This is a genomic window from Amycolatopsis sp. (genome assembly GCF_035546795.1).
Taxonomy (GTDB): domain Bacteria; phylum Actinomycetota; class Actinomycetes; order Mycobacteriales; family Pseudonocardiaceae; genus Amycolatopsis_E.
In genome coordinates this window covers 51,483-77,866 of record NZ_DASZWC010000068.1, presented here as the reverse complement: position 1 = coordinate 77,866, position 26,384 = coordinate 51,483, and the positions used below count along the sequence as shown (strand labels likewise).

General features: G+C 69.6%; 27 protein-coding genes. 19 read left to right on the top strand and 8 right to left on the bottom strand.

Annotation, left to right across the window (positions count from 1 at the left end; genetic code table 11):
- Nucleotides 1-75 precede the first annotated feature (75 nt).
- From VHD82_RS33615 to purH, 4 genes are all read left to right on the top strand, one after another.
- Nucleotides 76-783 (top strand): DUF5336 domain-containing protein, encoded by a 708-nt coding sequence (locus VHD82_RS33615; RefSeq protein WP_325713043.1) that lies wholly within the window; start codon nt 76-78, stop codon nt 781-783.
- A gap of 150 nt (nt 784-933) precedes the next feature.
- Nucleotides 934-2,340 carry a DUF6350 family protein gene (locus VHD82_RS33610; protein WP_325713041.1) on the top strand — a complete coding sequence of 469 codons (1,407 nt, stop codon included), beginning with the start codon at nt 934-936 and terminating at the stop codon, nt 2,338-2,340.
- Nucleotides 2,341-2,392: 52 nt separating this feature from the next.
- Nucleotides 2,393-3,010: a phosphoribosylglycinamide formyltransferase gene (gene purN / locus VHD82_RS33605; RefSeq protein WP_325713472.1), complete on the top strand. Its 618-nt coding sequence runs from the start codon at nt 2,393-2,395 to the stop codon at nt 3,008-3,010.
- Entirely contained in the window at nt 3,007-4,560 is a 1,554-nt protein-coding gene (purH, locus tag VHD82_RS33600; RefSeq protein ID WP_325713037.1) for a bifunctional phosphoribosylaminoimidazolecarboxamide formyltransferase/IMP cyclohydrolase, read from the top strand. Before purN ends, purH begins: the two co-directional genes overlap by 4 nt.
- 18 nt (nt 4,561-4,578) lie before the next feature.
- Here purH and VHD82_RS33595 read toward each other — a convergent pair whose 3' ends face one another.
- A complete protein-coding gene (locus tag VHD82_RS33595) occupies nt 4,579-4,989 on the bottom strand; it encodes a tautomerase family protein (protein WP_325713035.1) in 411 nt (136 codons plus the stop codon).
- Between the two features lie 62 nt (nt 4,990-5,051).
- On the opposite strand from VHD82_RS33595, the gene VHD82_RS33590 reads away from it, so the two are divergent.
- The 6 genes from VHD82_RS33590 (at nt 5,052) to VHD82_RS33565 (ending at nt 12,096) form a co-directional block, all read left to right on the top strand.
- The gene (locus VHD82_RS33590) at nt 5,052-5,612 is read left to right on the top strand and encodes a dihydrofolate reductase family protein (RefSeq protein WP_325713033.1); all 561 of its coding nucleotides are present in this window, start codon (nt 5,052-5,054) and stop codon (nt 5,610-5,612) included.
- Nucleotides 5,613-5,727: 115 nt separating this feature from the next.
- The gene (locus VHD82_RS33585) at nt 5,728-6,417 is read left to right on the top strand and encodes a hypothetical protein (RefSeq protein WP_414637615.1); all 690 of its coding nucleotides are present in this window, start codon (nt 5,728-5,730) and stop codon (nt 6,415-6,417) included.
- A gap of 17 nt (nt 6,418-6,434) precedes the next feature.
- Nucleotides 6,435-8,003, top strand: coding sequence for a DNA polymerase Y family protein (locus tag VHD82_RS33580; RefSeq protein ID WP_414637619.1), 1,569 nt, complete (start codon nt 6,435-6,437; stop codon nt 8,001-8,003).
- On the top strand, nt 8,003-8,137 hold the full coding sequence (locus VHD82_RS33575) for a hypothetical protein (protein WP_325713027.1): 135 nt from the start codon (nt 8,003-8,005) through the stop codon (nt 8,135-8,137). The genes VHD82_RS33580 and VHD82_RS33575 overlap by 1 nt, the downstream gene beginning before the upstream one ends.
- Nucleotides 8,138-8,140: 3 nt before the next feature.
- Complete coding sequence (locus VHD82_RS33570) at nt 8,141-11,485, top strand: error-prone DNA polymerase (protein WP_325713025.1); 3,345 nt, start codon at nt 8,141-8,143, stop codon at nt 11,483-11,485.
- Between the two features lie 17 nt (nt 11,486-11,502).
- A complete protein-coding gene (locus VHD82_RS33565; RefSeq protein ID WP_325713023.1) occupies nt 11,503-12,096 on the top strand; it encodes a pentapeptide repeat-containing protein in 594 nt (197 codons plus the stop codon).
- Between the two features lie 49 nt (nt 12,097-12,145).
- Here VHD82_RS33565 and VHD82_RS33560 read toward each other — a convergent pair whose 3' ends face one another.
- Entirely contained in the window at nt 12,146-14,764 is a 2,619-nt protein-coding gene (locus VHD82_RS33560; RefSeq protein WP_325713021.1) for a glycohydrolase toxin TNT-related protein, read from the bottom strand.
- A gap of 138 nt (nt 14,765-14,902) precedes the next feature.
- Here VHD82_RS33560 and VHD82_RS33555 point away from each other — a divergent pair, with 138 nt between their 5' ends.
- Together VHD82_RS33555 and VHD82_RS33550 are read left to right on the top strand one after the other, a co-directional pair.
- Nucleotides 14,903-15,760, top strand: coding sequence for a bifunctional methylenetetrahydrofolate dehydrogenase/methenyltetrahydrofolate cyclohydrolase (locus VHD82_RS33555; protein WP_414637614.1), 858 nt, complete (start codon nt 14,903-14,905; stop codon nt 15,758-15,760).
- A complete protein-coding gene (locus tag VHD82_RS33550; protein ID WP_325713019.1) occupies nt 15,741-16,040 on the top strand; it encodes a DUF3017 domain-containing protein in 300 nt (99 codons plus the stop codon). The genes VHD82_RS33555 and VHD82_RS33550 overlap by 20 nt, the downstream gene beginning before the upstream one ends.
- A gap of 1 nt (nt 16,041) precedes the next feature.
- Here VHD82_RS33550 and VHD82_RS33545 read toward each other — a convergent pair whose 3' ends face one another.
- Entirely contained in the window at nt 16,042-17,211 is a 1,170-nt protein-coding gene (locus VHD82_RS33545; RefSeq protein WP_325713017.1) for an MFS transporter, read from the bottom strand.
- A gap of 160 nt (nt 17,212-17,371) precedes the next feature.
- Nucleotides 17,372-17,560 (bottom strand): DUF1918 domain-containing protein, encoded by a 189-nt coding sequence (locus VHD82_RS33540; protein WP_325713014.1) that lies wholly within the window; start codon nt 17,558-17,560, stop codon nt 17,372-17,374.
- A 219-nt stretch (nt 17,561-17,779) separates the two neighbouring features.
- Here VHD82_RS33540 and asnB point away from each other — a divergent pair, with 219 nt between their 5' ends.
- The gene (asnB, locus tag VHD82_RS33535) at nt 17,780-19,282 is read left to right on the top strand and encodes an asparagine synthase (glutamine-hydrolyzing) (protein WP_325713012.1); all 1,503 of its coding nucleotides are present in this window, start codon (nt 17,780-17,782) and stop codon (nt 19,280-19,282) included.
- A gap of 19 nt (nt 19,283-19,301) precedes the next feature.
- Here the strand turns inward: asnB and VHD82_RS33530 are convergent, their stop codons facing one another.
- Nucleotides 19,302-19,877 (bottom strand): HhH-GPD-type base excision DNA repair protein, encoded by a 576-nt coding sequence (locus tag VHD82_RS33530; protein ID WP_325713010.1) that lies wholly within the window; start codon nt 19,875-19,877, stop codon nt 19,302-19,304.
- Nucleotides 19,878-19,964: 87 nt separating this feature from the next.
- A complete protein-coding gene (locus VHD82_RS33525) occupies nt 19,965-20,807 on the bottom strand; it encodes a TIGR03560 family F420-dependent LLM class oxidoreductase (protein WP_325713008.1) in 843 nt (280 codons plus the stop codon).
- Nucleotides 20,808-20,996: 189 nt separating this feature from the next.
- Here VHD82_RS33525 and VHD82_RS33520 point away from each other — a divergent pair, with 189 nt between their 5' ends.
- The 6 genes from VHD82_RS33520 (at nt 20,997) to VHD82_RS33495 (ending at nt 25,233) form a co-directional block, all read left to right on the top strand.
- Nucleotides 20,997-22,217, top strand: coding sequence for an NADP-dependent isocitrate dehydrogenase (locus VHD82_RS33520; RefSeq protein ID WP_325713006.1), 1,221 nt, complete (start codon nt 20,997-20,999; stop codon nt 22,215-22,217).
- A gap of 62 nt (nt 22,218-22,279) precedes the next feature.
- Nucleotides 22,280-22,936, top strand: a complete 657-nt coding sequence (locus VHD82_RS33515; RefSeq protein ID WP_325713004.1) for a hypothetical protein — start codon at nt 22,280-22,282, stop codon at nt 22,934-22,936.
- An 86-nt stretch (nt 22,937-23,022) separates the two neighbouring features.
- Entirely contained in the window at nt 23,023-23,367 is a 345-nt protein-coding gene (locus tag VHD82_RS33510) for an SH3 domain-containing protein (RefSeq protein ID WP_325713002.1), read from the top strand.
- Nucleotides 23,368-23,648: 281 nt separating this feature from the next.
- Nucleotides 23,649-24,446, top strand: a complete 798-nt coding sequence (locus VHD82_RS33505) for an exodeoxyribonuclease III (protein WP_325713000.1) — start codon at nt 23,649-23,651, stop codon at nt 24,444-24,446.
- Between the two features lie 17 nt (nt 24,447-24,463).
- The gene (locus tag VHD82_RS33500; protein WP_325712998.1) at nt 24,464-24,598 is read left to right on the top strand and encodes a hypothetical protein; all 135 of its coding nucleotides are present in this window, start codon (nt 24,464-24,466) and stop codon (nt 24,596-24,598) included.
- 8 nt (nt 24,599-24,606) lie between these two features.
- The gene (locus tag VHD82_RS33495; protein ID WP_325712996.1) at nt 24,607-25,233 is read left to right on the top strand and encodes an HD domain-containing protein; all 627 of its coding nucleotides are present in this window, start codon (nt 24,607-24,609) and stop codon (nt 25,231-25,233) included.
- Nucleotides 25,234-25,236: 3 nt separating this feature from the next.
- On the opposite strand, the gene VHD82_RS33490 is transcribed toward VHD82_RS33495, so the two are convergent.
- A complete protein-coding gene (locus tag VHD82_RS33490) occupies nt 25,237-25,695 on the bottom strand; it encodes an NUDIX domain-containing protein (protein WP_325712994.1) in 459 nt (152 codons plus the stop codon).
- A complete protein-coding gene (locus VHD82_RS33485; RefSeq protein ID WP_325712992.1) occupies nt 25,692-26,384 on the bottom strand; it encodes an SRPBCC domain-containing protein in 693 nt (230 codons plus the stop codon). Before VHD82_RS33485 ends, VHD82_RS33490 begins: the two co-directional genes overlap by 4 nt.

The following is a 26,384-nucleotide window of genomic DNA, read 5'->3' as shown; positions in this document are numbered from 1 at the left end:
GTCCTGGTGCGCTAGCGTTTTTTCCGGACATATCGGCCACCTACCTTCGGGCAGAAGACGACAGGAGAGCACGGAATGACCTTCCCCAGCGGTGGGCCGGGCTACCCCCAGCAGGGTGGCGGCGCACAACCCAATCCCCAAGCTCCGGGTACCGGTGGCTTCCCCCAACAACACCAAGGCGGACCGAACCTGTCGTCCGTCAATCTGCCCATGGTGCTCACCCTGGTCGTGGCGGTGCTCGGCATCGTCAACTACTTCATCGGATTCTCCGACGAGGCCGGCGGCTCCGACCAGGCGCTGCTGTTCCTGCTGGTGGGCGGGCTGCTCGCCGGGATAGCGCTGATCCCGCGCGCACCGAGAACCCAGGTGTTCGCCGTTCTGTTCAGCGTGCTCGGTGGGCTGTACGCGATCCTGTCCGTCGTACGGGTGCCCTCCGGTGTCGCCACCCCCGGGATCATGACCGTGATCCTGATCCTGGGCGTTCTGCAGCTGCTGGTCGCGGTGGCGACGCTGCTGTTCGAGTACGGCCTGATCAAGTTGCCCACCCCGCAGCAGCGCCCGCCGTACGCGGGCCAGCCCTACGGTCAGCCCGGCTTCGGGCAGCAGCAGCCGCAGCAGGGTCCGGAGGGCAAGGGGCCGCAGGGCACCCAGTTCGCTCCGCCGGTCGCGCCGCAGTCCACGGTGTACGCCCCGCAGGCCGGCCAGTTCTACTCGCCGCAGCAGCCGGAATCCGGCCAGCAGCACCCGGGCACCCCGCCCGGTGGTGTCGGCAAACAGGGCTGAGCGCTCTCCGAAAAAGGCCATCACCTCGGTTTTCCCGGCCGGGGTTGTGGCCTTTTTCGCTGACACCTCCGGGTGAGTGTGGCTGGTGCCATGATCGGTCGGCGGCGTGCCTCACCCGAATGGCGCACGACAAATGCGAGGGTGCGGAGTATGTCGTTGCTCGCGCCGCGGTTCCACCCCGGGGAAGGGGTGGATGAGTCGCGCGATCAGCGTGGGCTCACCGGGACGGCGCGACTGAAGACGCTCGTCGTTTCGGTCTGCGGCCCACTGATCGCGGGCTATGCCGTTGTCGTCACGTTGTTCGCGCTGGTCACGGCGATGGCGTCGATGTCCCACTTCTCCTTGTTCGGCGTGCTTCGCGCCGCCGGTCCCGGGTTGCTGGCGGCCTACCAGGTCCCGATCACCATCAAGGGTTCGCCGCTGGGCGTGCTGCCGTTGCTGGGCACCGCGCTGCTCTGCGCGTTCATCGCCGGCTCGGCCGCGTATGCCGCGAAGCGGCTCGGGTATCACGAGCCGGCCCAGGCGGTGAACCTCGTCGCCCCGATGGCCGCCGTGCACTCGTTGGTCGGTGTCACGGTCGCGCTGACGGCCACCGGGCCCGGAGCCGGCGTCGAACCGCTGCCCGCGTTTCTGGTGCCCGGGTTCGTCGCGGCGGTCTGCGCGACTGCCGGCGTGGCGAACCGGTGCGGGTTCGTCGCCGCGGCCAGGAAACACCTCGACCCGGTGGCGCTGCGCGGGTTGAAGGCAGGCGCGCTGGGGATGGCGGGGCTGCTCGCCGTCGCGGCCACGGTGTTCGCCGCCAGCCTCGGTTTTTCCGCGCACACGGCGCGCGATCTGTTCGGCACGCATGCGCCCGGGTTCGGCAGCGGCGCCGGGATGTTCCTGCTGTCGCTGGGTTATCTGCCCAACGCGGTCGTCTGCGCGCTCGCTTTCGTGGTCGGGCCCGGGTTCTCCATCGGCTCGGTTTCGGTTGCCGCGTACCAGTTCTCCGGGGGACCGGTGCCCGGGCTGCCGCTGTTGGCCGGCATGCCCGAGCACAGCGCGCGCTGGTGGCCGGTGCTGATGCTGCTGCCGGCGGCGGTCGGCGCGCTGGTCGGCTGGTACCTGCGCCGCAGTGACGAAGACCTGCTGACCCGGCTGCGCACGGTGGCGATCGCCGGTGCGCTGATCGGGTTCGGTTGTGTGGTGTTGTGCACTATCACCGGTGGCAGGCTCGGCGGTGGCCCCTTCAACCCGGTGTCGATTCCGGTGGCGCTGATGTCGGTGGCCGCGTTCGGCTGGATCGTGATCCCGGGTGGACTGGTCGCCTGGCTGGCCGGGCCGAGGGCACCCCGGGTGGTCGAGCAAGTCGTGGTCGACGAGCCCGAAGTGGCCCCTGACCTCGACGAAGAGTTCGAAGCGGAGTTCGACGAGGACGAGGAAGAACAGGACGTCGCGGAGGAGACCCCCGACGAGAATTCCGCCGGATCCGACCTCGTCGAAGACGACGAGGACGGGGAAGACCCGGACGAGGAAGAGCCGTCGCCCACCTCCGAGGAGCCGGAACAGCCCAGCTAGGCTGGTTGCGACCTAGTCGCGGGGTGAAGGAGAGGCGTTGGAGTCCAGTCGGTTGGACCTGCCCACGCCGGTCAAAGTGGTGGTGCTCGCGTCCGGCGCGGGCACCCTCTTGCAGGCGTTGCTCGACGCGGCGAGCCGGCCGGCCTATCCCGCCGAGGTGATCGCCGTCGGCACGGACCGCGCCGGGGTGGAAGCACTGACCAGGGCCGAACGGGCCGGGGTCGCGAACTTCACGGTGAAGCTGGCGGATCATCCCGACCGCGCGGCGTGGGACAAGGCGCTGGCCGAGGCCGTTGCCGCCTACGAGCCGGATCTGGTGGTCTCGGCCGGGTTCCTGAAGATACTCGGGCCCACTTTCCTCGCCCGGTTCGCCAACCGGGTGATCAACACGCATCCGGCGCTGCTGCCCTCGTTCCCGGGGATGCACGCGGTGGCCGACGCGCTCGAAATGGCGGTCAAGGTGACCGGGTCCACGGTGCACTTCGTGGACGCCGGGGTGGACACCGGGCCGATCATCGCGCAGGAGGCGGTCGTGGTGGAGACCGAGGACGACGAGGCCAGCCTGCACGAGCGGATCAAGGTCGTGGAACGGCGGCTGCTGGTGGACGTGGTGGCACGGCTGGGACGAGGCGGTTGCACGGTGGACGGACGGAAGGTGAGTTTCCGGTGACGGGACGGCGCGAGATCTCCAGGGCCCTGATCGGTGTTTCGGACAAGAAGGGCCTGCTCGAACTCGGCACCGGCCTGCACGCGGCCGGTGTGGAGATCGTCTCCACCGGTGGCACGGCCCGCACGCTGGCCGACGCCGGGGTGCCGGTGACGCCGGTCGAGGAGGTCACCGGGTTCCCCGAGTCCTTCGACGGCCGGGTCAAGACGCTGCACCCGCGGGTGCACGCCGGCCTGCTGGCCGACCGGAACAGGCCGGAGCACCTGCAGCAGCTGGCGGATCTGGAGATCGCGCCGTTCGATCTGCTCGTGGTCAACCTCTACCCGTTCCGCGAAACCGTGGCCTCCGGCGCCAGCCCTGAGGACTGCGTGGAGAACATCGACATCGGCGGGCCGGCGATGGTCCGCGCGGCGGCGAAGAACCACGGCAGCGTCGCGGTTGTGGTCGATCCGGACAGCTACGACTGGGTGCTCGACCGCGTGCGGGACGGCGGGTTCGAGCTGGAGGACCGCAAACGCCTTGCGGCGAAAGCGTTTGCGCACACCGCGAGCTACGACATGGCGGTGTCGGCGTGGTTCGCCAACGCCTACGCACCCGCGGACGACTCCGGTTTCCCCGACGTCACCGGCGCCACCTGGGAACGCGGCGAAATCCTGCGCTACGGGGAGAACCCGCATCAGAAGGCCGCCGTGTACAAGCACTGGCGGGACGGGCTGGCGCACGCCGAGCAGCTGCACGGCAAGGCCATGTCCTACAACAACTACGTCGACACCGACGCGGCTCGCCGTACCGCGGCCGACTTCGCCGAGCCCGCGGTGGCGATCATCAAGCACGCCAACCCGTGCGGGATCGCGGTGGGCGTCGACGTCGCGGAGGCGCACCGGAAGGCGCACGCCTGCGACCCGGTTTCGGCCTACGGCGGCGTGATCGCGAGCAACCGGCCGGTCACCCTTGCCGCCGCGGAGCAGATCGCGGACGTGTTCACCGAGGTCGTGCTCGCCCCGTCGTTCGACGAGGACGCGCTGGAAGTGTTGCGGCGCAAGAAGAACATCCGGCTGCTGCGGCTGCCGGAGCTGCGCAACCCGGATCCCATCGAGTTCCGCCCGATCTCCGGCGGGATGCTCGTGCAGACCGTGGACCGCATCGACGCGCCCGGGGACAACCCGGCGAGCTGGACGCTGGCCACCGGTGAGGTGGCCGACGCGGAGACGCTGGCGGATCTGGAGTTCGCGTGGCGCTCGCTGCGCGCGGTGAAGTCCAACGCGATCCTGCTGGCGAACGGCCGCGCGACGGTCGGGGTCGGCATGGGCCAGGTCAACCGCGTCGACTCGTCGCGGCTGGCGGTGCAGCGTGCCGGTGACCGGGCCAAGGGCGCGGTCGCCGCGTCGGACGCGTTCTTCCCGTTCCCCGACGGTCTCGAGGTGCTGCTGGAAGCGGGCGTGCGAGCGGTCGTGCAGCCCGGCGGTTCGATCCGTGATCCCGAGGTGATCGAGGCGGCGGAGAAGGCCGGGGTCACCCTGTACCTGACGGGCACCCGGCACTTCACGCACTAGCAGCCGCGAGGTGTTCGGTCATGCGGCCGGCTCCGTGCCGGGCACGGGGCCCAGGTTCAGCAGCTGGGCTTCGCCGTTGCCCCAGGAGTAGTCGGCGACGGTGTTTTCGGTGAGCACGATCGCGACGTCCTGTCGGCGGACGCCGACGCGTTCGAGGTGGTCGGCGACCGCGCGGAAGAACTTCTGCTTGAGTTCGGCGCTGCGCCCGCGTACGAAGGTCACCTGGATGTAGACGACGTCCTCGCGGGCGATGTCCAGGTACCCGGGATCGGCGATGATCTCCGCGGCGGGATGGGTGGTGACGAGGTGGAAGCGGTCGCCCCGGGGGATCCCGACGGATTCGACGAACGCCTCGTGCACGGCGTCGGAGATCGCCCGGCGTTGCCCGGGGGAGCGCCGGTCGCTGAGGTCGATGCGGACGATGGGCATTGCGGGGGCACCTCTCCCTAAGTGTTCGACTACCATCGAACATATCACGACGGAGGCCTGACGTGGCAAAACTGATCTACTCCGCCATCGCGTCCCTGGACGGGTATGTCGAGGACGAGCGCGGCGGGTTCGAGTGGGCCGCCCCCGACGAGGAGGTGCACGCCTTCGTCAACGACCTCGAACGGCCGATCGGCACTTACCTTTACGGGCGCCGGATGTACGAAACGATGGTGTACTGGGAAACCGTCTCCGATGACGAGTCCGCGGTGGCCCGGGACTTCGCGGAGATCTGGCGGGCGGCCGAAAAGGTCGTGTACTCGCGGAAACTCGAGACGGTGTCCAGTGCGCGGACGCGGATCGAGCGCGAGTTCGATCCTGCGGAGATCAAGCGGCTCAAGGAATCCTCGGACCACGACATCTCGGTCGGTGGCGCCGAACTTGCCGGGCAGGCGATGGCCGCGGGGCTGGTCGACGAATGCGGCCTGTTGCTCGTTCCGATGGCCGTGGGTGGCGGGAAACCGGCGCTCCCGGATGGCGTTCGCTTCGGGCTGAACCTGTTGGCAGAGCACAGTTTTTCCAGCGGTGTCGTCTATCTCCACTATCGAGTGCGCGACGCGGCTTGACACCTCCGGCGCCTTCGAGGCAGACTGGATGAGTCGAACATTCGTTCGACTCATCGCCTTCCCCGCGGTGATTGCACGTCCTTGAGCAGGGCGTTCATCGTCATGGGGAGGGTCCGTGGTGACGGTCGAAGCACCGGTCGCGAAGCTCGCCGCCCTGCCCGGGGTGAGCACAGCGAGTGGGGTCGCCGCGGCCGCGCGGCACGCGGAGGCGACCGGGCGGCTGCTGCCGGTCCGGCCCGAGCTGCGGGAGCTCCTGCCTGCCGGAGGTTTGCGCCGGGGCAGCACGATCGCCGTCCGTGGGTCCACCTCCCTGCTGCTCGCCCTGCTCGCCGAAGCCACCGCGGCCGGATCGTGGGCCGCCGCGGTGGGCCTGCCGCACCTCGGCGTCGTCGCCGCCGGGGAGTACGGGGTGGAGGTGAGCCGCCTCGCGCTGGTGCCCAAGCCGGGTGTCGAGTTCGCCTCCGTGACGGCGGCCCTCCTCGACGGGATGGACCTCGTCGCGGTCACCCCCGCAGGCAGCACGCCCGCGGTGGCGCGGCGCCTCTCCGCCCGCGCCCGCCACCGCGGTGCGGTGTTGCTGTCCCTTGGTCCCTGGCCGGGCGCCGAGGTCGAGCTGAACTGCGCGCGCGGCCGGTGGACAGGGCTGCGGGCCGGGCCGGGGCGGTTGCGGGAACGAAGCTACGAAGTGCGGATCGCGGGCCGGGGCGCGGCCGCGCGCTCGCGGTTCGCGGACCTGATGCTGCCGGGGCCGGCGGGAGCGGTCGCCCGCCCGGCCCCGGCTCCCGGCCTCGAGGAGGTCGGATGAACGACGTGCCCGTGCGCATGCTGGTGCTGTGGTGCCCGGACTGGCAGGCGGTCGCGGCGGCGATGGCGGCCGGGGTGCCCGCGCATCCGCCTGCCGCGGTGTTCTCCGCCAATCGGGTCGTGGCCTGTTCCGTCACCGCCCGTACCGCCGGGGTCCGGCGTGGCATGCGCCGCCGGGACGCGCAAGCCCGCTGCCCCGAGCTGGTGGTGTTCGGCACCGACGAAGGGCGGGACGCGCGGCTGTTCGAGCCGGTCGCGGCGGCGGTGGAGGAGCTGATCGTCGGGGTCGAGGTGGTGCGGCCGGGGTTGGTCGCGGTGCCGGTCACCGGTGCCGCCGGCTACTTCGGCGGCGAGCCGCGGCTGGCCGAGCTGCTCATCGACCAGGTGGCGACCCGGGCCGGAGTGGAGTGCCAGATCGGCGTCGCCGACGGGTTGTTCGCCGCGACTCTGGCCGCGCATCGCTCGGTGCTGGTGGACGCCGGCGCGGCCGCGGAGTTCCTTGCCCCGCTGCACATCACCGAGCTCGACCAGCCCGACACCGACCGCGCCGAGCTGGTGGATCTGTTGCGGCGCCTGGGTTTGTGCACGCTGGGCGCGTTCGCGGAGCTGACCGGGCGGGATGTGGTCTCCCGCTTCGGCAGTGCCGGGCTGCTCGCGCACCGGCTGGCGCGTGGCCGCTCGGAGCGTCCGCCGCACCGGCGCCGTCCACCACCGGAACTGACCGTGAGCAAGGAGTTCGACCCGCCGCTGGAGCGGGTGGATGCCGCCGCCTTCATGGCGCGGACGCTGGCCGGGCGGTTCCACGCCGGGCTCGCCGCGCACGGGCTGGCCTGCACCCGGCTGGGCATCCACGCCGTCACCGAGCAGGGCGAGGAGCTGTCCCGGGTCTGGCGGTGCGCGGAACCCCTTACCCCGCAAGGAATCGCCGACAGGGTGCGCTGGCAGTTCGAGGGCTGGCTGCGGGCGCGGCCGGACGACAGGCCGACGTCCGGGGTCAGCAGGCTGCGGCTCGAGCCGGAGGAGACCGTCGCCGGCAGCTCGCTGCAGCTCGGCCTGTGGCGGGGCGGGGTGCGCGGGCTCGGCGAGGAGAACGAGCTGGCCACGGAAAAGGCGGGCCGGGCGCTGGTGCGGGTACAGGGACTACTCGGCCCGGACAGAGTCTTCACCGCGGTGCTCGATGGCGGGCGCGGTCCGGCGGAGCGGGTGCGGTTGGTGCCGTGGGGCGACGACCGTGCCGTGCACTCCCCGCCGGAGATGCCGTGGCCGGGGCGGCTCCCCGCGCCGTCCCCGGCCACGGTGTTCGCCGAGGCGCTGCCGGCGCGAGTGCTGGATGCCACGGGCGCGGCGGTGGAGACCACCCGGCAGCGCCGGCTCACCGCGCCGCCGCACGAGGTGAGCGTCAACGGCGCCGCGCCACAACAAGTTCTGGGCTGGGCCGGGCCGTGGCAGGTCAGCGGCCGATGGGGGGAATCGCGTGCGTGCACGCGGATCCAGGTACTGCTGGCCGGGGAGCCCGAGGTGGCGATGCTGCTCACGCTCACCGGCCAGAAAAATCCACAATGGACAGTTGAAGGAGTGTACGACTGATGGACGAGGACTACCTGCGCAGCATCCGGCAGTGGCTGCGGCGGGCCGAGCCCGGGATCCCGCAGCCGGCCGCGGGGCTGGACCCGGAGCCGCCGGCGCCGTGGATCCCGTTCCCCAGAATGCCTTCGGAGTAGCCGATGGGTTTCCACAACCCCGCCGTCCCCTGGCGCCGGCTGGAACGCACGCTTTCCGGCGAACCGGTGCCCGCCGACGGCGGGGACAGCCCGGCGTGGAGCCGCAAACGGGAGGGTTACCTGCGCCCGGCGGATTTCCTGACGCTGCGCGGGGACGATCTCTCCGGTGGCGGCAGCCGGGTGCCCTACGCCGAGCTGCACTGCCATTCCAACTTCAGCTTCCTGGACGGCGCGAGCGATCCGGAGGAGCTGGTGGAGGAGGCGGCGCGGCTGGAGCTGGACGCCATCGCGCTCACCGACCACGACGGGATGTACGGGGTGGTGCGGTTCGCCGACGCGGCCAGGGAGCTGGGGGTCCGCACGGTGTACGGCACCGAGCTGAGCTTCGGGCTTTCCGGGCCACAGAACGGAATAGCCGACCCCGAGGGTCAGCACCTGTTGCTGCTGGCCAAACGGGAGGAGGGGTACGCGGCGCTCTGCCGGGCGATCACCGCGGGCCAGTTGCGCGGGCACGACGAGGTGCTGCCGCGGGAACAACAGGCGGAGAAGGGCCGCCCGGTGTACGACCTGGAGACCGTCGCCGCCGAGGTGCGGGGCAACGTCGTGGTGCTCACCGGCTGCCGCAAGGGCGCGGTACGCCAGGCGCTGCTGCGCGAGGGGCCGGACGGGGCGGCCCGCGAGCTGCGGCGCCTGGTCGGACTGTTCGGCGAGGAAAGCGTTTTCGTCGAGCTGATCGATCACGGCGCCCCCGAGGACAGCGAGTACAACGACGAACTCGCCGAGCTGGCCGAACGGCACGGACTGCTCACGGTGGCGACCAACGCGGTGCACTACGCGATCCCGGAGCGGGACAGGCTCGCCGGGGCGATGGCCGCGATCCGCGCGCGGCGCGGGCTCGACGAGATGGAGGGCTGGCTGCCCGGGGCGGGGATGGCGTTCCTGCACTCCGGCGAGCAGATGGCGGCCCGCTTCGCGGACTACCCCGGTGCGGTGCAGCGCGCCGCCGCGCTGGGCCTGGCCTGCGCCTTCGACCTGAAACTGGTGGCCCCGCGCCTGCCGCCGTTCGACGTCGGCGAGCGGCACGACGAGGCGAGTTTCCTCCGGGAGAAGGTCCGCGAAGGCGCGCTGGAGAAATACGGGCCGCGGGAGGAGAACGAGCAGGCGTACCAACAGATCGAGCACGAGCTGGAGATCATCGAGAAGCTCGGGTTCCCCGGGTACTTCCTCATCGTCTGGGACATCGTGGAGTTCTGCCGGCGCAGCGACATCCTGTGCCAGGGCCGGGGCTCGGCCGCCAATTCCGCGGTCTGTTACGCGCTGGGCATCACCAAGGTGGATTCGGTGCGCTGGAAACTGCTGTTCGAACGGTTCCTGGCGCCGGACAGGGACGGCTATCCCGACATCGACCTGGACATCGAATCCGATCGCCGCGAGGAGGCGATCCAGTACGTTTACGGCAAATACGGGCGCCTTCGCACCGCGCAGGTGGCGAACGTGATCACCTACCGGCCCAAGTCCGCGGTCCGGGACGCGGCGCGGGCGCTCGGGTTTTCGCCGGGACAGCAGGACGCGTGGAGCAAGCAGATCGACCGGTGGGGTCCGCTGGAGGTCACCAGGAGCGATCATGACCACGACATCCCCGAGCCGGTGCGCAGGCTGGCCACCGCGCTCGAGGACTTCCCGCGCCACCTCGGCATCCACTCCGGCGGGATGGTGATCTGCGACCGGCCGGTGAGCGAGGTCTGCCCGATCGAATGGGCCCGGATGGAGAACCGCAGCGTGCTGCAGTGGGAGAAGGACGACTGCGCTTCGGTGGGGCTGGTCAAGTTCGACCTGCTCGGGCTGGGCATGCTTTCCGCGCTGCACTACATGATCGACCTGGTCCGCGAGTACAAGGACATCGAGATCGATCTGTCCGATTTGGACCTCGGCGACCGGAAGATCTACGACATGCTGTGCCGGGCCGACGCGATCGGCGTCTTCCAGGTGGAGAGCCGGGCGCAGCTGGCCACCCTGCCGCGGCTGAAGCCGAGAAAGTTCTACGACCTCGCGATCGAGGTGGCGCTGATCCGGCCGGGGCCCATCCAGGGCGGTTCGGTGCATCCCTACATCCGCCGTAAGAACGGGCAGGAGAAATGGGAGTACGACCACCCGCTGCTGAAAAGGGCCTTGAGCAAGACCGAGGGCGTGCCGCTGTTCCAGGAACAGATGATGCAGATCGCGCTCGACGTCGCGAACTTCACCGCCGCCGAGGCGGACGAGCTGCGGCACGCGATGGGCTCGAAAAGGTCAACGAAGAAAATGGAGCGGCTGCGGAAAAGGTTCTACGAAGGCTGCGCTGCCAACGGAATCGGCGAGGAGCTGGCCGGGCGGATCTACCAGAAGATGCTGGCGTTCGCGAACTTCGGGTTCCCGGAAAGCCACGCGCTGAGCTTCGCGTACCTGGTGTTCGCCAGCGCCTATCTCAAGTACTACCACCCGGACGCGTTCTGCGCGGGGCTGTTGCGGGCCCAGCCGATGGGGTTCTACTCGCCGCAGTCACTGGTCGCCGACGCCCGGCGGCACGGGGTGACGGTGCGCGGCCCGGACGTCAACGCCAGCCTCCCGCACGCCACGCTGGAAAAGGCGGGGGCCGAGTTCGCGGTCCGGATCGGGCTGGCCGACGTGCGGCTGATCGGGCAGAGCCTGGCCGAAAACCTGGTGGCGGAACGGGATTCGGGCGGTTCGTTCCGGGACATGGCGGACGTGGCGCGGCGGGTGCGGCTGACCAGGCCGCAGGTCGAGGCGCTGGCCACGGCGGGTGCCTTCGGCTGCTTCCCGGACGTCGGCGGGGATCGGCGGCGCGCGTTGTGGGCGGCCGGGGCGGTGGCCGAGGAACGGCCGGAGAAACTACCCGGCAGCGTGGTCGGCGCCGACGCGCCGGCCCTGCCCGGGATGGACGAGATCGACCTCGCGGTCGCCGACGTGTGGGCCACGGGGCTGTCCCCGGACAGCTTCCCGACGCAGTTCATCCGCGAGCGGCTCGACGCGCTCGGGGTGGTGCCCGCCGCGAAACTGCTCGACATGGCGGACGGCAAACGGGTGCTGATCGGTGGTGCGGTCACCCACCGGCAGCGGCCGGCGACGGCGGGCGGGATCACGTTCCTCAACATCGAGGACGAGACCGGGATGGTCAACGTCATCTGCACGGCCGGGCTGTGGCATCGCTATCACCGCGTCGCCAGGGGGAGTCCGGCGTTGCTGGTCCGCGGCGTGGTGGAACGTGCGGACGGGGTGGTGAGCCTGCTCGCGGACCGGTTGCAGCACCTGTCGATGCGGGTGCCGTCGAAGTCCAGAGACTTCCGGTGATGTGACAGGCTCAAGGTATGGAAGACGCGGAAATCGGCGAGGACTACCGGGAAGCCGTGCTGGCCAAGGCACACTGGGAAAAACGGCGGTTCGTCCGGTGCGATTTCACCGAGGCGGATCTGCGCGGGCTGCTCAGCCAGGCCTGCACCTTCGACGAATGCGATTTCACGCGCGCCGATCTGGGCAACTCCCGGCACGAGAACTCCGCGTTCAGGTCCTGCGTTTTCGAACGGACCGTGCTCGCGGACGCGACCTGGCGGGGCTGTTCGCTCCTCGGCTCGTCCTTTGTGGACTGTGGACTGCGCGCGATCACGGTGCGCGACACGGACTTCTCGCTCGTCAGCCTGAGCCGCGCGAACCTGCGCAAGGTGGACCTGTCCGGGCTGCGGTTCCGGGAAGCCAATCTCACCGAGGCGAACCTGACGGGCGCCGAGTTGCGTGACACCGATCTGCGCGGTGCCCGACTGCTGGGCGCGGAGCTTGCCGAAGCGGACCTCCGTGGCGCGAAGCTGGACGCGAACGGGTTGGTACAGGCGAAACTGCGTGGCGCCCGGGTGGACGTGGAAACCGCGCTGGCGTACGCGGGGGCGCACGGGCTTGTCGTGTCGTAAACCGAAAGAGCGGCGCCCCGGGTGGGACGCCGCTCCTTTTCTTTGCTGCTCAGTCGATAGGCGGTTCGCCCGGGTCCAGTTCGATGAGATCGCCCTCGGCGACGAGCTCCTCGATGGAGGCGGGCAGCAGGTACGCGGCGCCGCCGCCGGGCTGGTTGAACCACGGGATGGCAACGCCGGCCAGCGCTTCCAGCGGCCGCTGCACCCGGTACACGTGGTACGGGCGGCTGACCCACTCCGGCACGAGCGAACGCTCCTCGAACGGGGTGCCCGCCGCGTAGGTCAGGTTTCCGTTCGGGTTGCCGAAACGGTCCAGCTCGCTGCCTGCCGGAAGCTCGCGCATTTCCTTGCCACGGAACAACGTCAGCGGCGGTTCGCCGGGCATCGGCTCGACCGGCCACTGCTGTCCACCGGCGCCACCGCCGTTGTTCTGTTGTGCTGCCGCGGCCGGAGCCGCTGCCGCGCGCGCCGGTTCACGACGAGGCGGCGCGACGGGCGGCTCACGACGTGCCGCGGGCGGCGGCACCGGGGCGGCCAGCATGGTCGGCGAGCCGTCGATGTCGACGGAGGTCGCCTCCAGTTGGTCGGCGAGCGGACGCGCGGCCTCGGGCGATGGCCGGGCCGGTAGCTCCGGACCGGGCGGCTCGGCATTCGCCGCGTCCCCGCGATTCTCGCGCGCAGGCGCGCCTTCCCAGCTTTCGCGGCCGCTCTCCCTGGGCTGGCCTTCCCAGTTCTCGCGGGCGTTTTCGCGCTGAGGCGCGCCTTCCCGGGCCGGGGCTTCCCAACCCTCGCGCGGGCCGCCCGCACGGGGGTCGCGGGCCGGGCCGGGCTCCCAGTTCTCGTGGGCCACGTCGGCGCGAGTGGCGCCGCCTTCCCAGCCTTCGCGCGGCGCGTCGGGACGGCCTTCGTGCGCAGGGCCGCCTTCCCAGCTCTCGCGCTGAGCTTCACCACGGGCCTCGCGGGCGCCTTCCCAGCCTTCGCGGCCGGCGTCGGCGCGGGGTTCCCGTACCGGCTCCCAGTTCTCCCGGCCGGACTCCCGCAGGTTCTCCCGCGTGGACTCGCCGTGACCGCCCTCGGCCCACGCCTCACGCGGGATCTCGGTGCGGTTCTCGCGAACCACGTCGGCGCTCGGGCCACCGATCACCGGGGCCGTCACGTCCATCTCGCCCCGCTGGTCGGCCCCCAGATCGGCGGCGCGGCCGCGGTGGTCCAGCAGCAGCTTGCCCAGCATGAACGCGGCCGCGTCCTCAGCGTCCCCGAAGACCGCGGGGTTGCTCAGTTCCTTGTCGTACCAACCGACACGCCAGCCGGACTCGACCTGCTCGACGCTCCAGCCGTGCTCGGCGGGCTCGCCGATCCGGTACCGCGACTCGGGCACCCCGAGGTCGCTCAGCCTGTTCCGCAGGCTCTCGATCGCCGGCTCCGCCGTCTTCGGTGCGGGCGGCGGTGTCGGCGGCGCCATCCGCGCCGACGAGGCCGCGGGCTCGGGCGCCACCAGCCGCGTGGCCGGCGCGGCTTCGGACTGCGACGACGGCAAAGGCTGCGACGACTGCAAAGGCTGGGTGGACTGCGGGGCAGGCGAGGGCTGCACGGGCTCCGGCTCCCGGGCCGGCGGTTCCGGCTCGGCGGGCACCGGGGGCTGGACCATCGTCGGCGGGCCGTCGTCCAAATCGATCATCGGCGTGAACGTGGTCGGCTGCTCCACGTCCACCGCGCCCGGATGCGGTTCCGGCTCCTCGATCTGGGTGAGCTCGGTCTCCTCGGCCACCGGCTCCGGTTCGGGCTCGGGCTTCGGCGGGACCGGCGGCGGCGCCTGCTCCGGCATCGGGCGCCGCGGCGGAGGCTGGTTGCCGCGCGTCAGGTGCGCGCCGGCGGCCTGCACGACCTGCTCGGGCACCTCCGGCACCCGGAACCCGGTGGACTGGATGTGCGCGACCAGCTCGGCCTCCGGCGAGATGCCGTAGTCCTGCAGGTAGAAGTTCACCGCGGCGGGCCAGATCCAGGTGCCGTCGGTGTGGAAGGCCACCGGGACCTTCGGCGTCGGCGGGGAGGCCAGCCTGTCCAGGTCCAGGCCGCGCTCGGAGAGCACGACGGGCGCGGAGTTCAGGTACTCCAGCATCCGGTCGGCGTCGTCGTGGTCGAGTTCGGGCCGGTTGAGCACCGGACGGCCGTCCGGGCCCTGGCCGTCGAAGATCCGGGCGATCCGGAACCGCGGGCCGGGCTGCTCGGGGCCGAGGCCGGACATCCGGCGGATCAGCCACTCCGGGACGTTCTCCTCCGAGCGCGGGAACATGCGCAGCTCGTCCGCGTAGGCCACCGGCGGCGGCTGCAGATCCCAGCGGGGCTCGTCGCGGTCGTACTCCAGGTTGTAACTCGACGGGTGATCAAGCTGGTAGCGGGCGTTGAACCAGGTGCCGCGCCCTTCGCGGTACATGCCGCCGCGCAGCCTGCCGAAGAGCGTCGCGATGTCGTGCGTGGCCATCCATTCGGAGACGCTGCCGTCCTCGTTCAGCACCTCCCCGGTCAGCTCGTGGTACCGGCCGACAGCGCGGTACTGGGCGGTTACGCGTCGCCAGTCCCGTGGAGCCGCCCGCAGCAGGGCGAGTCCGATCTGCTTGACCAGAGTGTCCTGCTCGGTTGCGTTCAGCTGGGTCGTCGCTTGGGCCACCAAACCATTTTGACTGGTGACTCTGACGAATGCACACCACCCGCACCATTACGCCCATCGACCAGTAATTATGCCTCCTGTGAGGTACAGAGCGTCTAACTTGAACTACGCAAAGTGGCCTCTGTCAGAATGGGCTTTGTGACGGCGACGGTTCTCGACGGCAAAGCGACCAAGGACGCCATCTTCGCCGAGCTGAAGCCGCGGGTAGCGGCGCTCGCGGAGCGGGGCGTCACCCCAGGGCTGGGCACAGTGCTGGTCGGTGACGATCCGGGCTCCCATTCCTACGTGCGGATGAAGCACGCGGACAGCGCGAAGGTCGGCGTCAATTCCATTCGGCGTGATCTGCCGGCCGACATCAGCCAGGACAAACTCGAAGCGGTCATCGACGAGCTGAACGAGGATCCGGCCTGCCACGGCTACATCGTGCAGCTCCCGCTGCCGAAGCAGCTGGACACCGGCCGGATCCTGGAGCGCATCGCGCCGGAGAAGGACGCCGACGGGCTCGCGCCGGTCAGCCTTGGCAGGCTCGTGCTGAACCAGCCGGGGCCACTGCCGTGCACGCCGTTCGGCATTGTCGAGCTGCTGCGCAGGCACGACGTGCCGATCGCGGGGGCGAACGTGACCGTCGTCGGCCGCGGTATCACCGTCGGCCGCACGCTGGGCCTGTTGCTGACCCGCCGCAGCGAGAACGCGACCGTGACCCTGTGCCACACCGGCACCCGGGATCTGGCGGCCGAGGTGCGCCGCGCCGACATCGTGGTGGCCGCCGCCGGGGTGCCCGGCGTGATCACCCCGGACATGGTCAAGCCCGGCGCGGCCGTGCTGGACGTGGGCGTTTCGCACGTCGACGGCAAGCTGACCGGTGACGTGGCGCCCGGGGTCGAGGAGGTCGCCGGCTGGCTTTCTCCCAACCCCGGCGGGGTCGGGCCGATGACCAGGGCGATGCTCGTCACCAACGTCGTCGAGGCGGCCGAACGTGCACTCGCCGCGCGGTAGCCGCCGCCCGGCGCTGCTGGAGCAGGTGCCGTTCGCGATCGTGCTGCTGCTGGTGGCCATCGCCGGGATCCGGATCTGGCAGTACCACTGGCGCCAGGGTGCGGTGATCATCGGCGGGGCGCTGCTCGTGGCCGCCGTTTTCCGGGCCGTCCTGCCGGGCGTCCGGGCCGGCCTGCTGGCCGTCCGCGGCCGCCCGGTGGACGTGCTGACCTACACCGGGCTCGCGGTTTTGTTGCTGTTCTTGGCTTTCACCATCAGCAACGGGCCGTTCGGCAGCTGACTCACGCCTCGGCCAGCACCATCGGCGCCTCGCGCCGGTCCAGCACGCCGGACACGGTGGCGATGGACAGCCCGAGGATCGACAGCACCGCGCCGACCAGGTTGGGCGCGACCAGGCCGAACCCGCCCGCGATGACCAGGCCGCCGAGGTAGGCGCCGATCGAGTTGGCCACGTTGAACGCCGACTGCACCGCGGCCGAGACCAGCGACGGGGTGCCGCCGGCCTTCTGCATGATCCGCGTCTGCATCATCGGGCCGATCATGAATCCGGCCACCCCGACCGCGAAGATCGTGATCGCCGCGCCGACCTTGCTGTGCGCGGTGATCGTGAAGACCGCGAGTACGGCGGCCAGCGCGAACAGCGCGACGTACAGACTCGGCATCAGCGCCCGGTCCGCGAGCCTGCCGCCGAGCAGGTTGCCGATCGTCATGCCGACCCCGGCCAGCGCCAGCAGCAGCGTGACGTTGTGCGGCGCGTAGCCCGCCACGTCGGTCAGCATCGGCGTCACGTAGGACAGCGACGCGAACACCCCGCCCATCCCGACGGTGACGATCGCCAGCGCCATCCACACCTGTGGCCGGCGGAACGCGCTGAGTTCACCGCGCAGCGACGCCTCTTGCGGGCGGCCCTGGTGCGGCACGAGCTTCGCGATCGCCGCTATCGCGACCACCCCGATCAGCGCGACCACGCCGAAGGTCGCGCGCCAGCCGACCTGCTGGCCGAGCAGGGTACCCAGCGGCACGCCCACCACGTTGGCCAGGGTCAGTCCGAGGAACATCATCGACACGGCCTTGGCCCGGCTGCCCGGCCCGACGAGGCTCGAGGCGACCACCGCGCCCGCGCCGAAGAAGGCGCCGTGCGGGAGGCCGGCGAGAAAGCGGAAGAGCACGCCGAACTGCTGGTTCGGCGACAGGGCGAACAGCACGTTGCCCAAGGTGAACAGGGCCATCATGGCCAGCAACATGGTCTTGCGGGGCAGCTTCACGGCGACGGCGGTCAGCGTCGGGGCACCGACGACGACGCCGAGCGCATACCCGGTGATGAGGTAGCCCGCGGACGGGATCGAAACCCCGAAGGTGGCCGCGGCCTGGGGGAGTACACCCATCATGACGAACTCGGTGGTGCCGATTCCGAACGCACCGATGGCCAGCGCGAGGAGCGCGATGGGCACGGTTCTCCTTTCCTGAATCGATCAAGTGTGGGCACGCGAATAAGGACAGCCAGGTCTGGACGACCTTGGCTGTCCCACGTCCACTCTCAACCGGCGGCTGCCCCGCTGTCATCCCGCCACCGGAGTGACGATTCACACGTAACGCCGCTGGTTTCCGGAATCAGCGCCGGGGCGGCTCGACTTCGCAGTCGCTGCCGGGAAAAACGAGCCGTTCGTGCCCGTCGCTGAACTCGACCAGGTATGGCGGCTGCCCTTCGCTGCCGCGTACCTCGATGATCTTGCCTTCGCGCTCGCCGGACCCGACGGTGCGGCCGTGCACCCGGATCCGGTCTCCCACGGTTGCGTGCATGCTCGTCACCTCCGCGGGAATCAGCGTAGTTGTGACCAATGCCCACGTCGAGACCCGGGCGAATTGCTGAAAAAGCAACTACTGTGCTGTTCGTTACTGGTCCGACTACAGCCACGGCGGAAACAGGTCGCTACGCGCTGATTGGCTGTGGATGCGTATCCGCCTACTTCCGGCCGGACTAGTAAAATCAATCGTCGATCAAGGAGGTGTCCACGCATCGTGTGTGGAATCGTCGCCGCGGTCGGCGAAATCGACGTCCAGCTCTGCCAGGACATGTTGGCCCGGATCAAACATCGAGGGCCCGATGACACCGGGGAGATCCGAAGGGGAAATGTCTGGCTCGGTCACCAGCGACTGTCCATTATGGACGTCGATGGTGGCAGCCAGCCGATGACCGACATCGAGGGAAAAACGTATCTCGTCGCCAACGGCGAGATCTACAACCACCGGCACATTCGCGAGGACCTCGGGCACGAGCTCTTCGAGACGGGCTCGGACAGCGAGGCGGCGCTGCACGCGTTGATCGTCGACGGCCCGGTGGGCCTGGCGCGGCTGCGCGGGATGTTCGCGCTGGCGTTCATGACCGCGGACGGGGAGTTCCTCGTCGCCCGCGATTCCCTTGGCGTGAAACCGCTTTACTGGGTCCGCCGGGAAGATGTGACGCTGTTCGCCAGCGAGCTGCGGGCGTTCGACCCCGCGGACCGGCCGCTGGTGGAAAGCTTCCCGCCAGGGCATTGCTGGAGCCCGAACGGTGGGCTGGTCCGCTTCGCCGACGCGATCCCCGCGCGGGTCCGGCCGGCGCGGCGGGCGGAGCAGCCGGGCGTTTGGGACGAGGCGCTGGTCAAGTCGGTGCGCGAGGCCGTGGTGACCGCGGTCGAGAACCGGATGATGAGCGACGTCGGGATCGGCGTTTTCCTTTCGGGCGGGCTGGATTCGGCGATCGTCGCGGCTGTGGCCGCGGAGTACGCGAAGCGGCACGACCAGCCGCTGCCGACGTTCGCGGTCGGCGCGCCGGGCAGTTCCGACCTCACGGCGGCGCGCGTCGTGGCCGAGCATCTTGGCACCGAGCACCACGAAATCGTGATGACCCGCGAGGACGCGGTGGCCGCGCTGCCGAAGGCGGTGCGGGCGATCGAGCACTATGACCCGTCGCTGGTGCGCAGCGCGGTGCCGAACCTGATCCTGGCCGAGTACGCGGCGAAGCGCGTGCACGCGGTGCTGACCGGGGAGGGCGCGGACGAGCTGTTCGCGGGCTATTCGTACTACCACGAAGCGCCGTTCACCGAGCCCGACGCGTTGCAGGCCGAGCTGGTGCGCACGGTCGGCGAGCTGCACCATCTGAATCTGCAGCGCTGTGACCGGACGACGATGGCGTTCGGGATGGAGGCGCGGGTGCCGTTCCTCGACCGCGACGTGATCGAGCTGGCGCTGTCGATCCCGCCGGAGCACAAGATGCTCGGCCCCGGCCGCGTCGAGAAGCAGCTGCTGCGCGACGCGTTCGAAGGCTGGCTGCCCGACGACATCCTGCGTCGTGGCAAGGAACAATTCGGCGACGGCTCCGGCGCGAAGGACGTGCTCGAGGACGCCGTGCGCGTTTCGCCGGACCTGCCGGACGGCCTTTCGCTGCGGTCCGACGAGGAGGCGGCGTTCTACTCGATTTGGCACGCCTCGTTCGAAGGAATCCGGCCGGGCAGCACGCTCGGCCTTTTCGCCACCACGTAAGCCGTCGGCCGTCGCCGGGCTATTTCGCCTTGGCGGCGGCCTTCGCGGCCTTCTTGAACGCGCGGACCTCGGCGAGCGATTCGGCACTGGTGACGTCCGCGATCGAGCGGTGCGAGCCCTCGTCGCCGTACGCGCCGGCCGCCTCACGCCAGCCCTCCGGGGTCACGCCGAGTTGTTTCCCAAGCAGCGCCACGAAGATCCGCGCCTTCTGGTCGCCGTAACCGGGCAGGGCCTTCACGCGCTTGAGGACTTCCTTGCCGTCGGGCTTGCCGGACTTCCAGATCTTGTCCGCCTTGCCGTCGTAGTTCTCCAGCACGTAATGCGCCAACGCGTGCACCCGGCGCGCCATCGAGCCGCCGTAGCGGTGGATCGCGGGCGGCTGTACACACAACTCCACGAACTCGTCGACGGGCGTCTCGGCGATCTTGGTGATGCTGAACCCGTCCATCCGGTCGGCGATCTTCTTCGGCCCGGCGAACGCGTGCTCCATCGGGAACTGCTGGTCGAGCAGGAGCCCGGTGAGCAGCGCGAAGGGGTCGGAGCTCAGCAGCTTGTCGGCCGCGGGATCGCCGGTGAAGTGCAGTGCTTTGGGCATGGAAGCAGCATCTCACGCGCGCCGCGTCGATGCCTCAGTCAGCTCAACACGTACCGTCGCTGAGCAACGCGACGGCAGCCCACAATCTCAAGCCAATGGCGCCAGCGCCTCCGCCAACGGCTCCAGAATCCCGGCCCCGGACCGGTGCGGCAGATTCAGCGCCACCAGATCCACCCCTACCTCCCGGAACTCTGCGACCTTCTCCACAGCAGGCCCGATCCCCGTCTCGGGGTCGATGAGCACGTTCACCGAGCATGCGATTTCCGCCGGGTTGCGGCCCAGTTCGTCGCAGCGGACGAGCAGTATTTCCTTCAGTGCCAACCAATCCGCCGGACCGCTGACCAGTGCGTTCCACTGCTGCGCCCAGCGCGCCACCGCCCGCAGGGTCCGGTTCGGCCCACGCCCGCCGATCACGATGGGCGGGTGCGGGCGCTGCACGGGTTTCGGTTCGCAGCGGGCGTCGGTGAGCCGGTAGTACTTGCCGTCGAAGTCCGTGCGCTCCTGCGACAGCAGTCCGATGATCACCTGCACGCCCTCGTCGAACCGGTCGAAGCGTTCCCGCAGCGGCGGCAGTTCGATCCCGTACGCGTCGCACTCCTGCTGGTTCCAGCCCGCGCCGAGGCCGACCTCCAGCCGTCCCTCGGCGATGACGTCGATGGTCGCGGCCATGTTCGCCAGCACCGCCGGATGCCGGTAGATCATCCCCGACACCTGACAGCCCAGCCGGATCCGCCGGGTCGCCTGCGCGAGCGCGGCCAGCATCGTCCAGCCCTCGAAGTTCGCCCCGCCGAGGGTGTCGCCCGAGAGCGGGTAGAAATGGTCCCAGTTCCAGGCCGACTCGAACAGCTCGATGTCGTCCGCGGCGACCCAGACGTCGCGCAGTTCCGCCCAGCTCGTGTGCTCGGGCCTGGTCTTGATCGCGAAGCGCATCGCCCCTCCGTCTTCCGGCTGCATGCGCAAACTACGCCCGACCCGGTGACCTGAGCCACGGTCGCGCACTGCGAGACTGGTCGTTCGTCACCACTTGGGGCGCTGAACCGTTCCTAGCAGTACGCTTGTACCGCATACCACAGTGCTGAGAACGAAACGCGAGGATCCGCGAGAGGAGCACCGCTGCTCATGGCCAAGATCAAGGTCGAGGGCACCGTCGTCGAGCTCGACGGCGACGAGATGACCCGCATCATCTGGCAGTTCATCAAGGACAAGTTGATCCATCCGTACCTGGATGTCGACTTGGAGTACTACGACCTGGGCATCGAGGAGCGGGACCGCACCGACGACCAGATCACGATCGACGCCGCCAACGCCATCAAGAAGCACGGCGTCGGCGTCAAGTGCGCCACCATCACGCCGGACGAGGCGCGGGTGGAGGAGTTCGGTCTGAAGAAGATGTGGCTCTCGCCCAACGGCACGATCCGCAACATCCTCGGCGGCGTGATCTTCCGCGAGCCGATCGTCATCAACAACATCCCGCGGCTGGTGCCGGGCTGGACGAAGCCGATCATCATCGGCCGCCACGCGCACGGCGACCAGTACAAGGCGACCAACTTCAAGGTCCCCGGCCCCGGCACCGCGACGATCGCCTTCACCCCGGAAGACGGCTCCGAGCCGATCGAGTTCGAGATCGCGAAGTTCCCCGAGGGCGGCGGCGTGCTGATGGGGATGTACAACTACCGCAAGTCGATCGAGGACTTCGCCCGCGCCTCGCTGCAGTACGGCCTCGACCGCGGTCTCCCGGTGTACCTCTCCACCAAGAACACGATCCTCAAGGCCTACGACGGCATGTTCAAGGACGTGTTCCAGGAGATCTTCGACAACGAGTTCAAGGCGGACTTCGACGCCAAGGGCCTCACCTACGAGCACCGCCTGATCGACGACATGGTCGCCGCGGCGCTCAAGTGGGAAGGCGGCTACGTCTGGGCGGCCAAGAACTACGACGGTGACGTCCAGTCCGACACCGTGGCGCAGGGCTTCGGTTCGCTGGGCCTGATGACGTCCGTGCTGCGCACCCCGGACGGCAGGACCGTCGAGGCCGAGGCCGCGCACGGCACCGTCACCCGGCACTACCGCCAGCACCAGCAGGGCAAGCCGACCTCCACCAACCCGATCGCGTCGATCTTCGCGTGGACCCGGGGCCTCGAGCACCGCGGCAAGCTGGACGGCAACTCCGAGCTGATCGGGTTCGCCAACAAGCTGGAGCAGGTCGTCGTCGAGACCGTCGAGAGCGGCAAGATGACCAAGGACCTGGCGCTGCTGGTCGGCAAGGACCAGTCGTTCCAGACCACCGAGGAGTTCCTCGGGACGCTGGACGAGAACCTGGCCCGCAAGATCAACGGCTGAGTTTCTCCCGGAAGGGGCGCGTACCGCTGACGCGGGCGCGCCCTTCTTCGTATTGTTGGCCCGTGCGAGTGAAGGATGCGGCGGGCGAGTACTGGTCGGTGCGGCGTCGCTGGACCCCGTGGCACCGGTTGGTGCAGCCGTTCAACATCGCCTCCGGGGGCTACTCCCGCTACCGCGTCGGGCCCGAGACCGCGAACCTGCTGGACCGGGCCAAAACTCGGCGGTCGGGCCGCAAGCAAGAGCGCGAGACCAAGCGCGAAGAGCGCAAGATCACCGGCTGGCACTGGCTGTACATGGCGCCGGTGCTGGTGGTGACCGTGCTCGTCGTCGGCTTCGCCGCGCAGGTGCTGGAAGCGCTGATCTACCTGGTCGCGGTCGTGATCTGGCTGGTGCTGCTGCCGTTCTACTTCGTCGAACTACTCGCCCGGTTCCTCGCCGGGATCGTGTTGTGGCTGGCGCGGGTGGTCGGCATGGCTCGCAGCCGGGTCGATGTCGTCGGCGGCCTCGGGCAGGTCAAGTCGCTGACCAAGACGCTGGTGCCGGGTTATGGCAGCGCCGGGCATCTGGTCCGGGCGCTGACCGACCAGCGGCGGACGTCGTCGGTGCCGTTCGACCCGCGTGATCCGAGCGTCGGGACGCGGCTCACCGGGGCGCGCGCGGAGGTCACCGAGCACGCGAGTGTGTGGGCCACGCCGTCACCGATGGTGACCCCGCGTTGAACTTCCGTTGTCGTTCATCGGGTGGTTTGCCTTGCGCGGACTGTCGGAGCGGAACTTGGTGTGGCTACCCTTAGCGGAAGTCCTTCTTGTATCTGGACGAGGAGCTAGCCGTGGTTCTGGGCCTGCCGAAGAAAGTCGTCGTCATCGCCGTGGTGCTGATCGGCATCGGCATCATCTACGTGATGGGTGTCAACAAGCGTGCGTCCGAGGGCGCCACCGGCGGCTCGACCGGCTGCAAGGTGACAGTGACGGCCGACGTGCTCAACGTGCGCAATGCGCCGGACCCGAACGCCGGCATCGTCGGCAAGTTCAACCAGAACGCCGAGACCGGCGCCGAGGTGGATGTGCAGAACGGCTTCCGGAAGCTCGCCGACAACAAGTGGGCCAAGACCGACTTCCTCCGGCCGGTCGCCGGCACCAACTGCGGCTAGAGCCCTCACGTGCCTCCGCGGCACAGATTCGCACGGTCGCTGCCGGACCAGAAATGGTGGAGCAGCAACGGTTTCGCGTTCGCCTCGGTGATCCCGCGCGGCTTCACGTGCTGTCAGCAGGTTCCGCGGCTCGAGACGTCCACGCAGTGCTCGTGGTGCTCGGAAAGCCGCTGCACGCGCGGCCTGGCTCGGGAAGGCTCCGCAGCTGCCGAGTACGGTGAGTTCGGTCACCGGGGCGGTCTCGCACGGTTTCTGTCGGTGGTCGCCGGTAATCTGCGCTCGTGCTCACCGTCTCCACTGTAAATGTCAACGGCATGCGTGCCGCCGCCAAGAAGGGCTTCGTCGAGTGGCTCACCGCCGGCGAGGCCGATGTCGTGCTCTGCCAGGAGGTGCGCGCCGACGAGAGCCAGCTGCCCGAGGAGGTCGTGGCGCCCGCGGGCTGGCACGCGCGGCACGCGGCCTGTGGTGTCAAGGGGCGCAACGGCGTCTCGGTGTACAGCAGGGTGGAGCCGGAGGAAGTGCGCGTCGGTTTCGGCGAACCGGAGTTCGAGGACAGCGGGCGGTACCTGGAGGTGCACCTGCCGGGGCTGGTGGTGGCGAGCCTGTACCTGCCCAGTGGAGATGTCGGCACCCCGCGGCAGGAGGAGAAGGAGCGGTTCATGGCCGCGTTCCTGCCCTACCTTGCCGAGCTGCGGGCGAAGACGGAGGCCGCGGGGGCCGAGGTGCTCGTCGGCGGGGACTGGAACATCGCGCACGCCGAGGTGGACCTGAAGAACTGGCGCACGAACCGGAAGAACTCGGGCTTCCTCCCGGAGGAACGGGACTGGCTCGGCCGCGTCTACGACGAGGCGGGTTATGTCGACGTGCAGCGCAGGCTCGATCCGGAGGGGCCAGGGCCGTACACGTGGTGGTCGTACCGCGGCAAGGCCTTCGACAACGACGCCGGCTGGCGGATCGACCTGCAGGTGGTCACGCCGGGCCTGGCGGAGCGGGCGGTCTCGGCGAAGGTCGAGCGAGCCGCGACGTACGCCGAGCGCTGGTCGGATCACGCGCCGCTCACGGTGACGTACCGGGACTGATCGGCACAATCGGGATCGTGTACGAGCTGATCGAAGCGAAGCGAGATCGAGTTGCATTACCGCGCGCTGTCGGTACCTACGTCGACCGGAGAGCGGGGCTCGAGCGAATTCTCGATCGACCGGTCGATCTCGACAACGTGTTCGCGTGGTGAGGCGGCCGATGACCCTGCCTGACCGCAATCCGTTGCCCCCACTGGGAGAACGGCTCGGCGCGCAGTTGAACTTCCTGATCGAGATCGACCGGTTGAAGACGGTGCTCCGCCAGTCACCGCTCGCGGCGGTCGAGCGGCGGGAGAACGACGCGGAGCATTCCTGGCATCTGGCGATGATGGTCGCCGTGCTGGCCGAGTACTCGGACGAGCCGATCGACGTCGGGCACACCATCCAGCTCGTTTCGCTGCACGACCTCGTCGAGATCTACGCCGGGGACACGCCGCTGTACGACGACGAGGCCCGGGAGAGCCAGGAGGAACGCGAAGAGGCCGCGGCAGAGCAGTTGTTCGGCCTGTTGCCGCCGGATCAGGCCCGCCGATTCCGCGCGCTGTGGGACGAGTTCGAGGTCCGCGAGACGGCAGAGGCCCGCTTCGCGAAGGCGATGGATCGCTTGCAGCCCTTGCTGTTGAACTGGATGGCCGAGGGCGGCACGTGGCAGACGCCCGGCGTCACGGCGGACACCGTGCGCGCCCGCAAGTCCGTGATCGGCGGGGCCTCGGCGGAACTGTGGGAGGCCGCGCAGAAGATCATCGCGGAGGGGGAGAGCCGCGGGTGGGTGGAGCCGGCCGGCTGATTTTCAGCCCAGTTCCTCGAGCCGGTCCAGGAATACCCGCTGGCCCTTGACGAGCTTCGTCCGTGCGGTCTCCACGTCGAACCACTCGACGCGGTCGAGTTCCGGGAATTCCTGCAGCCGCCCGGAACCGCGGGGCCATTCCAGTTCGAACGTGCCCGGCACGACCGAAGCCGGGGCGAGGTCGCCGCGCAAGGCCCAGGCCGTCACGGTCTTCCCGCCGGACTGGCGCACTTCGCCGAGCGGCACGAGGTCCCCGGTGGGCACAGCCAGGCCCAGCTCCTCCTGGAACTCCCGCCGCGCGGCCGCTTCGGGGGTTTCGCCGGGGCCGTACTCGCCCTTGGGCAGGGACCAGCCGCCCTCGTCCTTGCGCGCCCAGAACGGCCCGCCCATGTGCCCCAGCAGGACTTCGAGCGGGCCGTTCTCCTTGCGGTACAACAAGATTCCCGCGCTCTGTTTGCTCAAGCGGCGAACACTCCGTTCAGCCAGGCCTGCCAGGCCCGCTCCGTCTCGTCCTTGTCGACGCCGCCGCCGAACAGGTGGTGCGCCACATCGACAGTACGGCCGAAATGGTTCCGGCCGAAAACCCGGTACAGCGCGTCGTCGGATCGCAGCCCGATGAAGTACGGGTTCAGATAGTCGACCACGGCGTCGACCGGCGCCAGGCCCGGCAGTTCGAGGTGCACCTTGTCGCCCTCGGCCTGCACACCGAGCGCGCGCTTCACGTCCTCCAGCGCGTCCGGGCCCGAGGACGACGATGGGCCTTCGACGGCGACGTACGTCGCGGTGCGGCCGGGGAAGTACCGCAGGTACTGCGCGAGGGTGTGGTGGTAGAAGTCGGTGTGCTTGGCGGCGCCGTCGTACTGGTTGTCCCAGTCGTCGGTGAACACTCCACTGTGGACATACCGCAGCGAAGCGGTGCCACCGTCGCGGGCCTCGATGAGATACTCCAGCGCGTTGAACGTGCCGTCCGGGAAGTCCATCCGGACCCGCGCGTGGTGGGGCGGCTCCCATTCCTTGACGATCGGATCGCCGGGGCCCACCGGTGGAGTCGGGAACATCCAGTTCGCGGTGCCGTCGGTGACCGCGGCGAACACCTGCTCCGGGGTGGCGGGCAGTACGACTTCGCGGCGGATCTCGAATTCCTTGGTCAT